The sequence below is a fragment of the Methylibium sp. T29 genome (assembly GCF_000576205.1).
GTDB classification, from domain to species: Bacteria; Pseudomonadota; Gammaproteobacteria; order Burkholderiales; family Burkholderiaceae_C; genus Methylibium; species Methylibium petroleiphilum.
On record NZ_AZND01000108.1, the window covers coordinates 1 to 11,638 of the forward strand.

Annotated in this window: 9 protein-coding genes and 1 pseudogene; 2 read left to right on the forward strand and 8 right to left on the reverse strand. The window is 70.2% G+C overall.

Annotated elements, in window-relative coordinates:
- Positions 1 to 337 precede the first annotated feature (337 nt).
- Positions 338 to 1,446: pseudogene (locus x551_RS13200) on the forward strand (class II histone deacetylase); the annotation flags it as partial.
- A 40-nt stretch (positions 1,447 to 1,486) separates the two neighbouring features.
- Here x551_RS13200 and x551_RS25280 read toward each other — a convergent pair.
- Entirely contained in the window at positions 1,487 to 2,065 is a 579-nt protein-coding gene (locus x551_RS25280; RefSeq protein WP_152543513.1) for a carboxymuconolactone decarboxylase family protein, read from the reverse strand.
- 339 nt (positions 2,066 to 2,404) lie between these two features.
- Between x551_RS25280 and x551_RS13205 the strand changes: the two genes are divergently transcribed.
- Entirely contained in the window at positions 2,405 to 3,313 is a 909-nt protein-coding gene (locus tag x551_RS13205; RefSeq protein WP_256363987.1) for a helix-turn-helix domain-containing protein, read from the forward strand.
- On the opposite strand, the gene x551_RS13210 is transcribed toward x551_RS13205, so the two are convergent.
- The 7 genes from x551_RS13210 to x551_RS13240 form a co-directional block, all read right to left on the reverse strand.
- A complete protein-coding gene (locus tag x551_RS13210) occupies positions 3,250 to 4,059 on the reverse strand; it encodes an enoyl-CoA hydratase/isomerase family protein (RefSeq protein WP_011830243.1) in 810 nt (269 codons plus the stop codon). The genes x551_RS13205 and x551_RS13210 overlap by 64 nt on opposite strands.
- A gap of 66 nt (positions 4,060 to 4,125) precedes the next feature.
- The gene (locus tag x551_RS13215) at positions 4,126 to 5,058 is read right to left on the reverse strand and encodes a 3-keto-5-aminohexanoate cleavage protein (protein WP_036233264.1); all 933 of its coding nucleotides are present in this window, start codon (positions 5,056 to 5,058) and stop codon (positions 4,126 to 4,128) included.
- A 146-nt stretch (positions 5,059 to 5,204) separates the two neighbouring features.
- On the reverse strand, positions 5,205 to 5,477 hold the full coding sequence (locus tag x551_RS13220; RefSeq protein ID WP_036233268.1) for a hypothetical protein: 273 nt from the start codon (positions 5,475 to 5,477) through the stop codon (positions 5,205 to 5,207).
- 42 nt (positions 5,478 to 5,519) lie between these two features.
- Positions 5,520 to 6,305 carry a class I SAM-dependent methyltransferase gene (locus x551_RS13225; RefSeq protein ID WP_036233271.1) on the reverse strand — a complete coding sequence of 262 codons (786 nt, stop codon included), beginning with the start codon at positions 6,303 to 6,305 and terminating at the stop codon, positions 5,520 to 5,522.
- A gap of 127 nt (positions 6,306 to 6,432) precedes the next feature.
- Complete coding sequence (locus x551_RS13230) at positions 6,433 to 6,873, reverse strand: HU family DNA-binding protein (RefSeq protein WP_036233274.1); 441 nt, start codon at positions 6,871 to 6,873, stop codon at positions 6,433 to 6,435.
- Positions 6,874 to 7,004: 131 nt separating this feature from the next.
- Complete coding sequence (locus tag x551_RS13235) at positions 7,005 to 8,567, reverse strand: methyl-accepting chemotaxis protein (protein WP_036233276.1); 1,563 nt, start codon at positions 8,565 to 8,567, stop codon at positions 7,005 to 7,007.
- Positions 8,568 to 8,741: 174 nt separating this feature from the next.
- The coding region (locus x551_RS13240; protein WP_051512011.1) for an EAL domain-containing protein at positions 8,742 to 11,638 on the reverse strand (2,897 nt) is incomplete at its 5' end.

Genomic DNA, 11,638 nt, shown 5'->3' on the forward strand with positions numbered 1-11,638 from the left:
CGCTGGCGCCGAGCGCCAGCCCGGCCGCGCAGGCCGCGACCCGAGCGCACGCACCGACGTGCCGGTGAATCCTCCGCATCCTGGGCCTCCCGTCCGCCCTCTCCTCCGGCTCGCCGGTGTCGCCCACCGACACCGCGACCGTGCGTCGAGCGTTCGGCGGCAGTCTCCATCGCGCCGCGGCCCCGAACTATCACGCTTCGGCAAGAACGCGGCGGCGCGGCCGTCGGCTCGGGAAAACCCTCCGCGGCGACGGCGCACTTGAGGCTCGAATCCAGCTTTCGGCCCCGCGCATCGCCGCGCACGCACCGACAGGCCGCCACGCAAAGGACCTCCGCTCATGCCCCTGCCCACCGCCTTCTTCCACGACGAACGCTGCCTCTGGCACAGCACCATGGGCGGCTTCGCCCTGATCGCACCGGTGGGTGGCTGGGTGCAGCCGCCGGCCGGCGCGGGGCTGGCCGAATCCCCCGAATCGAAGCGGCGCATGGTGTCGCTGATGCAGGTCTCCGGGCTCGCGGACAAGGTCCACCTGCGCAGCGCGCCGATGGCCACCGAGGAGGACCTGCAGCGCGTCCATCCGACGGCCTACCTGGAGCGCTTCAAGGCGCTGTCCGACCAGGGCGGCGGCGAGATCGGCCTCTACGCGCCTTCGGACCGGGCAGCTACGAAATCGCCAGGCAGTCGGCCGGCCTCGCGCTGCATGCGGTCGACGCGGTGCTCTCGGGCGCCCACCGCAACGCCTATTCGATGTCGCGTCCGCCCGGCCACCACTGCCTCGCCGACATGCCGATGGGCTTCTGCCTGCTCGCCAACATCCCGATCGCGATCGAGGCCGCACGCGCGCGCCACGGCGTGAAGCGCATCGCGGTGCTGGACTGGGACGTGCACCACGGCAACGGCACGCAGTCGATCTTCTACGAGCGCGACGACGTGCTGACCGTGTCGCTGCACCAGGAAGGCTGCTTCCCGGTCGGCTACAGCGGCGCGCCCGACCGCGGCCAGGGCCGCGGCCTCGGCTACAACGTCAACGTGCCGCTGCTGCCCGGCGGCGGGCACGATGCGTACCTGTACGCGATGGAGCGCATCGTGACGCCGGCGATCGACCGCTACCGTCCCGAGCTCCTCATCGTCGCCAGCGGCTTCGACGCCAACGGCGTCGATCCGCTGGCGCGCATGCTGCTGCACAGCGAGTCCTACCGCCAGCTGACCGAGCGGGTGATGGCGCTGGCCGACCGCCACTGCGGCGGCAGGCTGGTGGTGGTGCACGAGGGCGGCTACTCGGAGGCCTGCGTCCCGTTCTGCGGCCACGCGGTGGTGGAAACGCTGGCCGGCGAACGCCTGGGTGTCGAGGATCCGTTCCTGCACTTCACCGGCGGCCAGCAGCCCAACGAACGCTACGCCGCCTTCCAGCGCGGCCTGGTCGACGAGATGGCGGCCGAGTTCGGCTCTGACCGCCCGCAGGGCCGGCAGCGGCGCGGCCGCGGCCTCAGGCCGCGGCGATCGTCTCGGTGCGAGCCGAGCCGTCGCGCGCCGGCAGCGGGCAGCTGTCGTCGACCAGCTGCGCCACCTTGAGGATGCGCCCCAGGCCCAGCGCCATCGCGCTCCACAGCAGCAACTCGGTGATCTGCTCGTCGCTGAAGTGGCGCTGCAAGTCCTCGAAATGCTCGGCCGTGACCTGGTGATGGTCGTTGCCGAAGTGCGTGGCAAAGCGCACCACCGCGCGCTCCGCCGGCGTCAGCGTGCTCGCGTCGACGCCCGGGAGCGCGGCGACATCGGCCTCGCCGACCTCGGCGGTGTAGCGCACCGCCAGGCACAGCTGGCACTGCGTGCCGTTCGCGATCGCGAGCCGCGCGAGCTCGGTGATGCGCGGGCCCAGGCCGTTGTCGAACCAGATGCCGAAGTAGTACGGAAAGAAGCGCTCCGCGTGCTCCGGCGCGTTGCCGAGCAGGCCCATGTAGCGCTCGAAGTGCGGCATGAACAGCGGGTCGACGCGCGGGTACAGGTCGTCCGCGATCTTGCGCATGTAGGGCGAGAGCGCTTCCTTCTCGACGGTGCTGATCAACATGGGCGAGCCTCCGGTGGGCCGCACCGGACAGTCGGTGCGGCATGCGAAGCCATGCTAGCCAGCGCGGCGGCCGCCGCCTTGGCCGCACATGACGCGCCACTTGGCCAGGGCTGACATCGCCGGCGCTGCGGGGCACTGCGGATTGCGGCGCGCGGCGCGGCGCTCCTATGATGGTTCGCACCCACCCCGGCCGTCGGCGGCCGCGAGCAGGAGACCCGAAGTGGACAGGCAGATCTCATCGCTGGTCGATCGCTGGGAGGACCCCGCCGTCTGGTCGACGGAGCGCGTGGCTCCGAGCAAGCAGTTCGACTGCTGGCGCGACTTCGTCATCGACGCCACCTGCACTGGTCGATCCGGCCGATCCGCTGCGAGCGCTTCCCGGCCTTCATCCGCCAGGGCCGCTTCGACGGCTTTCGCGTCACGCACCTCACCTCCGCCCAGGGCGGCATCGTCGGCACGCGCGGTGCGCGCGAGATGGCGCAGGACAGCGAGGCGCTCTACAACCTGATCTACATCGCCGAGGGGTCGATCTGCCTGGCGATCGATGGCGAGGAACTCACGCTGAACCCGGGCAGCTTCGCGCTCTGGGACAGCGCACGCCCGATGACCTTCATCACCGGCGCGGGCCTGCGGCAGATCACCCTCGCGGTGCCGCAGCGCGAACTGCTGCTCGCGCTGCCGCGCGCCGGCGAGTTCGTCGGCCGCCGCTTCGCGGCCACCAGCGGCCTCAGCCGGCTGTTCGTCGACCACCTCATCTCGCTCGACGCGCGCTTCGGCGAGCTGCCGCGCGGCAACGCGGGCCACGTGCTGCATGCCAGCGTGGAACTGCTGGCCTCCACGCTGAGCGCGCAGGCCGAGCCCTGCGCCGGACGCAGCGGGAAGATCGTGTTGCAAGGGGTGATGGCCTACATCGGCCGCCACCTCGACGATCCGGAACTCGACACACGCCGCGTCGCGAGCGACTGCGGCATCACCGAGCGCCACCTGCACCGGCTGTTCGAACGGGCCGACACCACGGCCGCGGCCTGGATACGGCGCCAGCGGCTGGACCGCTGCCGCCGCGACCTGCGCGCGGCCGAGACCGCGCACCTCAGCATCACGCAGATCGCCTACCGCTGGGGTTTCGGCGACTCCAGCAGCTTCAGCAAGATCTTCAAGCGCGAGTTCGCCAGCAGCCCGAAGGACTACCGCGCCGCCGGCGGCTTCTCCAGCCAGGCCCGGCGTGCCTCCAGCGGCTGGGCCACGTAGGCGCGCATCGCGCTCACGCTGCCGTCGGACAGCATGGTCTCGAGGAAGCGTTCGCCCTCGAGCTTCAGGCCGGCCGCCAAACTGGTGTCCGAACCCTCGTAGACCGCGCGCTTGGCCATCGCCATCGCGAACGGCGGCGTGAGCACCATCTCGTGGGCAATCTGCTGCGCGCGCCGCAGGGCGTCGTCGGCGAGTTCGTGCACCAGCCCCATCTCCAGCGCCACCGCGGGCTCGACGATGCGCCCGCGCAGGATGAACTCGATGGCGCGGCCGGCGCCAATCAGCCGCGACAGGCGCTGCGTGCCACTGCCGCCCGGCAGGATGCCGAGCTTGACCTCGGGCAGGCCGTAGCGGAAATCGCCGCGCTGGGCGATGCGCAGGTCGCAGGCCAGGCACAGCTCGAAGCCGCCGCCCATCGCGTCGCCGTTCATCGCCACGATGACCGGCTTGGGCAGGTCGCGCAGCCCCAGCAGCAGCGCGTGGTAGCCGTCGTTCAACGCCGTGCCGGCCTGCCGCATGGCCGCGCGGTCTTCGGCATAGGACAGCAGCTCCTCGACGCTGTAGTGCGTGATGAAGCGGCCGGCCATGCCGCCCGACAGCACCACCGCCTTGACGGCGGGGTCGCGCCAGGATTCGACCAGCGCGCCGAGTTCGGCCGCGCCCTCGGCGCAGAAGTAGTTCATCGGCGGGTTGCGGTAGATCGCGGTGACGACGCCATCGTCCAGGGTGCAGGTCCAGAGGGACATCGGAGGACTCCTTCTACGAACAGAGGCCGGCATGCGCCGGGTCGGACACGGGCGCGCGGGCGCGCCTCAGAACGCCACCTTGGCCATGCCCTTGAGCTGCAGGATCTCGCGTGCCTCGGCCGGCGTGGCGATCTCCAGACCCAGGCCTTCGAGGATGCCGCGCACGCGGCGCACCTGGTCGGCGTTCGAGCGTGCGAGCTGGCCCTTGCCGATCCACAGGCTGTCTTCCAGGCCGACACGCACGTTGCCGCCCATCGCCGCGGCCATGGCGGCGATCTTCATCTGGCTGGCGCCCGCGCCCAGCACCGACCAGCGGTAGTCGTCGCCGAACAGCCGGTCCGCCGTGCGCTTCATGTGCATCACGTCGTCCGGGTGGGTGCCGATGCCGCCCAGGATGCCGAACACGGTCTGCACGAAGAACGGCGCCTTCACCAGGCCGCGCTCGACGAAGTGCGCGAGGTTGTAGAGGTGCGCGGTGTCGTAGCACTCGAACTCATAGCGCGTCTCGTTGGCCGAGAGCTCGGTCAGCACGGTCTCCAGGTCGCCGTAGGTGTTGCGGAAGATCAAGTCCTTGCTGCCCTCGAGATAGGGCCGCTCCCAGTCGTGCTTGAACTCCTTGAAGCGCTTGAGCATCGGGAACAGGCCGAAGTTCATCGTGCCCATGTTCATCGAGGCCACCTCGGGCTTGAGCACCTTGGCCGGCTGCATGCGCTCCTGCACCGTCATGTAGGGCGACCCGCCGGTGGTGAGGTTGACGACCGCGTCGCAGCGCGCCTTGATCGTCTTCAGGAAGGGCGTGAAGGCCTCGGGCCGCTGGTCGGGTTTGCCGGTCGCGGGGTCGCGCGCGTGCAGGTGGATGATGGCGGCGCCGGCCTCGGCGGCAGCGATCGACGACTCGGCGATCTCCTCGGCCGTGACCGGCAGGTAGGGCGACATCGACGGCGTGTGGACCGCGCCGGTGACGGCGCAGCTGATGATGACCTTCTTCTGCTGGAACATGAACCTCTCCTGCGGGACGCGATGCGCCGCGCCCGGTCGAGCGCGTCGACCGACTCTCGCACAGCGAGCGGGAGGCAGGCTTCTAGGGAACTACCCTGCACCGCGGCGAGCCAACTCGCGCGGCGCGACGGCCCACCGGCGCCGGCTCAGCCGTAGGTCGACGGGCGCGGGGCCGCGCCGCGTCGTGCGCGTTTCTCGTGGGCTCCGGAGGCCCCGCCCCTGCGATCCCGGCGCGTCCTGCGGGCACCGAAGTACACGGCCGCAGCGGCCACCGCGATGGCGATCAGGCCGATCAGCTCCAGCATCGCCTCGCCGGCCGGCGGTCGCTCGTCGGCGACCCGCTGGCTCGTCTCCGCGTGCTGCCTGGCGGCGCCTGCGACGGGCGGGCCGGGGTGGACTTGAGGGGCACTGTTCTGCATGACGCGCAGTGTAGGAAGCGCGCCGGCCCGCTTCGGGCGGCGTTACACCGGAGCGTCGGCGAGTGCGGAATTTTCCCGCGCCGGCGCGACGCTTCGGCACACCAGCAGCACTTCGTCGACACCGGCCGTCGGGATCATGCCGGGCACGAAGTGCAGTTCCTTCTGGAAGCGCAGGCCGAGCGGCATCAGCATTTTGTTGTACCACCACAGGGCCCGCTCGCGATGGTGAGCGAGCCACCACATGCCCAGTTCGACCAGCCGCGACGACGGTGGCTGCATGCCGAACACCGCGCTGCGCTCCACCTGCAGATGGTGCTGCGCCAGCTTGGCGAGCAGACGGTCAGGCTCGTAGCGCCGCTTGTGGCCCACGAAGTCGTCGAACGGGGTCCATTGCTCGGGATGCAGCGGCGTCGAGATCAGCACCGCCGCACCGGGCTTCGCGACCCGTGACAGCTCCGACAACGCGCCGTCCTCGTCGTCCACGTGCTCGATGATGTCGAGGGCACACACCAGATCGAAGGCGGCCTCCGCGAACGGCAGTGCGGTCACCTCACCGAACACGACCTGCGCGCCGCGATCGCGCAGCTTGCCGAGCGCCGGGCCGCTGATGTCGACGAACTGCGTGCCCTCGATCGGCAGGCGCGGCCGCAATCCGGGCGCCACCTCGAGCCGACGCTCCGCCGATGGCCCCAGCGACTGCACGAGCGGCCAGGTGTTGAAGCGTCGCGGCTCGACCAGCCGGGCGCCGGACCAGAGCGAGTCGTAGAAGCGTCGGTTGAGGTCGACGAGTTCGCGGTCGCCGGATGCCTGCAGGGGCGGGGTCTGCATCGTTGCAGCAATGTAGCAGCCGCGTTCCGCACCTCGATGGCCGGCGCGCCCCGGAAAAAGAGAAGCCGGCGGTGGCACCTCGGTGCCACCGCCGGCTGGCGTGCGGATCGCGTGAGCTCAGATCAGATCAGAGCGCCGCGTCCTTGAGCTTCTTCAGCGCGCGGGTCTTGATCTTGACCGTGGCGGGCTTGGCTGCGAACACGCGTTCCTGCTTGGTGAAGGGATCGATGCCGGTGCGCTTCTTCTTGGCCGCCACGTTGATCACGTTGACCTTCAGGAGACCGGGCAAGGTGAACGAGCCCAGGCCCTTCTTGTGCACCGAGGCCAGGATGGTGGCTTCGAGCGAGGCGATCACGGCCTTCACGGCCTTGGCATCGACCGCAGCGGCTTGTGCCAGGTGAGCGATCAGGCCGGTCTTGTTGAGCGCCGTCTTGATGGGCTTCAGCGGGCCGGCTGCAGCCTTCGCCGGAGCGGCGGCCTTGACGGCCTTCTTCGCGGGAGCAGCCTTCTTGGCCGCAGCGGTCTTCTTGATCGGGGTCTTGGTCGCGGTCTTCTTAGCAGTTGCCATGGGGTCTTCGGATACCGGGAGTTGAGAAGTCATGCGCCCGCGACGCGGGCCGGCGGATTCTAGGGGCCTGCATCGATGCCCGGCCTATCGCGCCTGAAGACGAGGAGGCCGCGCCGAACCGCGCCGATCGCTCAGGTCGCCAGCTTGAAGACGCTCACCACCGACGCCAGCTTCGAAGCCTGCTGCTTCAGGCTGTCGGCGGCGGCGGCGCTCTCTTCGACGAGGGCCGCGTTCTGCTGGGTGGCCTGGTCGAGTTGCGACACCGCGGTGCTGACCTGCCCGATGCCGGTGGTCTGCTCGATGGTGGCCGCGCCGATCTCCGAGATGAGGTCGGACACGCGCTTCACCTGGACCACGATGTCGTCCATCGAGGTCCGCGCATCGCCGACCAGGCGGGTGCCCGCCTCGACCTTCTCGACGCTGGCCCCGATGAGCTCCTTGATCTCCTTGGCGGCGCTGGCGCTGCGCTGCGCCAGGTTGCGCACCTCGCTCGCCACCACCGCGAAGCCGCGGCCCTGCTCGCCGGCACGCGCCGCTTCCACCGCGGCGTTCAGCGCCAGGATGTTGGTCTGGAAGGCGATGCCGTCGATCACGCCGATGATGTCGGCGATCTGCCGCGAGCTGGCGGTGATGTCGTCCATCGTCGCCACCACCTGGCCGACCACCTGGCCGCCCTTCTCCGCCGCGCCGCTGGCGGAGCCGGCGAGCTGGATGGCCTGGCGCGCGGTGTCGGCATTGGCCTTCACCGTCGCGTTCATCTGTTCCATCGAGGCCGCAGTCTCCTGCAGGCTGGCGGCCTGCTGTTCGGTGCGGTGCGACAGGTCGGCGTTGCCGGTGGCGATCTGGGCGCTTCCGGTGGCGATGCTGTCGCTGCTGGTGCGCACGCTGCCGACGATGTTCACCAGGCTGTCGTTCATCGACTTGAGCGCGGCCAGCAGCTTGCCGGTCTCGTCACGCGCGCTGTCGTCGATGGTGGAGCGCAGGTCGCCGGCCGCGACGGTCTGGGCCACTTCCATCGCCCGGCTGATGGGCGTCACGATGGCGCGGGTGATCATCCAGGCGAGCACGGCCGCCAGCGCCGCCGCCGCCACGCAGGCGGCCAGCATCACGTTGCGGTTGGCGACCGCGGCGGCGTCGGCGCGCGCCACGTCGCGCTTGGCCACGTCCACGCTGAGTTCGATGAGCTGGTTGGCCGACTTCACCAGCGCCGACAGCAGCGGGCGGCAGTCGGCGTTCATCTTCGTCACCGCCTCGTCGCGCCGGCCCTGCAGCGAGAGCCCGACGATGTCGAGCGCCACCGGGCCGTAGCGCGACTCCACACCGTCGAGCGTGGCGAACATCTTGCGTTCCTCCTCGCTCACGCCGGTCATCGAAGCGAGCGCCGTCCGCAGACGGGTCATCGATTCGCCGACCTTCTTGTGCGCCGCCGTCACGGCCGCCTTCTCGATCTCGCGGTCGGCCGGCGCGCTGACCAGCACCAGGTTGCGCGCGCTGATGGCGCGGGCGTTCGCCGCGTCGAGCACGTCGTTGGCCATCGTGATGCGGACGGCGGTCTCGTTCACGTAGTGGGAGAACGACTGGTGCTCGCTGGCCAGGGCCCGGATGGCCACGCCCGACACCACGAGCACCACGGCCGTGAGGAGGGCGAAGGCGGTCGCCAGCTTGTGCTTGATGGAAAGGCTTCTGAAGGACATGGGGCTCTCCGCAACGGGGGTGACTAACGATACGGCTGTGGTGGCATGGCGATGGGCCGAGGTGACGGGTGTCTAACCGTCATCTTTGAACGACTCTCTCATCCTGAAATTTCCCGACGGGAATGGCTCTCGTTCAGCGCACAGTGCACCAAGCGAGTGCCGCCCCACGACTTTTCACACGGTCACGCCGGCGACCGGCGCCTCACGTTCGGCCAGCCAGGCCTCGAAGACCGGCACCGGCATCGGCCGCCCGAACAGGTAGCCCTGCAGCTCGTCGCAGCGCGCCTCGCGCAGCAGCGCCGCCGCACGCGGCTCCTCCACGCCCTCGGCCACCACCTGCAGGCCGAGAGCATGGTCCAGGCCGATGATGGCCATCGTGATGGCCCGATCCGTCGGATCGGCCAGCATGTCATGCACGAACGAGCGGTCGATCTTCAGCTTGTCGATCGGGAATCGGTTCAGGTAGGCGAGGCTCGAGTAGCCGGTGCCGAAGTCGTCGATCGCGAGCCCGACGCCCAGGTCGCGCAGCGTGTGCATCTGCCGCAGGTTGCGCTCGGCGTCGTCCATCACCATCGATTCGGTGAGTTCGAGCTCCAGCACGCCGGGCGGCACACCATGCCGCAGCAGGCTGGCGCGCACCAGGTCGGTCAGGCCGTCGTCTCGCAGCTGGCGGGCCGACAGGTTGATCGACACGCCGAACGACGGCAGGCCTTGCGCGCGCCACGCGGCCACCTGCCGGCAGGCCTCTTCGATGACCCAGGCACCGATCGGCACGATCAGCCCGGTCTCCTCCGCCAGCGGGATGAAGTGTGCCGGAGAGACCAGGCCGCGCTGCGGGTGCTGCCAGCGCAGCAGGCCTTCCACGCCGAGCAGCACGCCGCCGGCCGCGCTCACGCGCGGCTGCCAGTGCAGCTCGAACCGGCCCAGCTCGAGCGCGCGCCGCAGGTCGGCGTCGAGCTGCATGCGCGACTCCGCGCGCTGCGTCATCTCGGCGGTGAAGAATTCGGCGGCGTCCTTGCCGCCGGCCTTGGCCTGGTACATCGCCGTGTCGGCATGCTTCATCAGCTCGTCGATGTCGGTCGCGTCGTCCGGGAAGACGGCGATGCCCACGCTGCACGAGACATGCAGCTCGGCGCCCTCCACCAGGTGCGGCTGACGGATCAGCGGGATCAGCCGCTGGTCGACGATGTGCGTGACCTCGTCGATGTGCTGCACGCCGTTGAGCACGATCACGAACTCGTCACCGCCCAGCCGGCTGACGGTGTCGCCGGCGCGCACCGCCTCCACCAGGCGCCGCGCCACCGAGCGCAGCAGCCCGTCGCCGATGTGGTGGCCGAGCGAGTCGTTGATGTCCTTGAACCGGTCGAGGTCGATGAACATCACCGCCACCTGCTGCCCGCTGCGCTGTGCCTGCTGCACGGCCATACGCAGCCGCTCGGTGCACAGCGAGCGGTTCGGCAGCTCGGTGAGCACGTCGTGGTCGGCCAGGAAGCGGATGCGCTGCTCGCTCTTCTTACGGTCGCTGATGTCGATCGACGTGAAGATGTAGTGCGAAATGTCACCCTGCGACTGCCGCACGGCGTTGACCATCAGCCAGGCCGGGTACTCACTGCCGTTGCGGCGGCGCACCTGCAGCTCGCCCTGCCAGGTGCCGCGATTCGACACGCTCTGCCAGAACGCAGCGCTCTGCTCGTCGGTCTGCTCCACGGCCAGCATCAGAGACGGCTTCTCGCCCACCACCTCCTGCAGCTCGTAGCCGGTGTGGCGCGAGAACGCCTGGTTGGCGGTCAGGATGCGGCGCTGCGCATCGACGATCAGGATGCCTTCGCTGGAGGCCTCGAACACCTTGGCCCACAACTCGAGCCGCCGCTCCATCAGCTTGAGGTGGTTGATCGGGGCAAAGGCGGTCAGCACGGCGTCCTGGCCCTGGTAGCGCACGCGCCGGGCCGACAGCACCGCCCAGGCCGGTTCGGCCCCGGCGCCCCAACGGACCTCGAATTCGTCGACCGCGCCGCGATCGGCCAGTTGCTGGAAGAAGCGCGCCCGCACCGAAGAGTCGAGACCGTGCTTCCACGGATCGGCGCGATGACCGGCCAGCCAGGCCTCGGCGGGCGGGTTGGCGTGCAGCACCTCGTGACCCGGCACCGAGGTCACGACCAGCGGGATCGGCGTGGCCTCCACCAGCGCGCGCTGGGCCTCCGCGGCGCGGGCGCTCGCGGCCAGTTCCTTTTGCGTCTCGCGTTCCTGATCGAGCTGCGCGAGCATGCCGTTGAAGCCCACGACCAGGCGGCCGATCTCGTCGCTGCTGCTCCACTGCGCGCGCAGGCTGTGGTCGCCGGTGCGACGCACGGTGTCGGTCACCTCGGCCAGATGCCGCAGCGGCATGGCGATCTGCCGGGCCACGAAGTAGACGATCGCGAGGATCGCGCACAGCAGGGCCAGCGCGGTGCCGAGGTGGATCCACATGCGGTGGTAGAGGCTCGCGACACGCGCGTCGAGCAACCCGTCCATCGCGCCGCTGGCCACCGCCCAGGCGACCTGCAGCTCGCGCACCAGTCCGGCCTGGGCCACATGCACGCCGGCCAGCGACTGCGGCGTGGCGCCGCTGTCGAACAGCAGGCGCGCGCTGCGCCGGTAGGCCTCCAGTGCGGCCTGCAGCTTCGCGTGGGCCGGCCGGAGCTGGGCCTTCAGCGCCGGTCCGCCGGCCGCGTAGGCCTCGCTGTGGTCGGTGTCGATCCCTTGGCGGGTCGCGTCGAGCTTGCCTTCGAGGATGAGGTACTGCGTGCGGGCCTCGGCCAGGCCGGCGCCCGCGCTGACCTGGGCCGCCAGCTGCGCGCCGATGCCGTCGATGGTCTCGATCAGCTCCGGGTAGCGCAGCACGATCAGCGACATCGTGTAGTAGCTGTCGAGGTCGGGGTCCAGGATCAGGTTGGACTGGTTGCCGACCCGCGTGATCAGGTCGCGCCCGCGCGCCAGCACGTCCGACTGCGCCTTGCCGCGGTCGCCCGGTCCGGCCGTGGCCAGCACACCGTAGGCGGCGGCCAGAGCGAGGCTCGGCTCCTCGCTCTGCA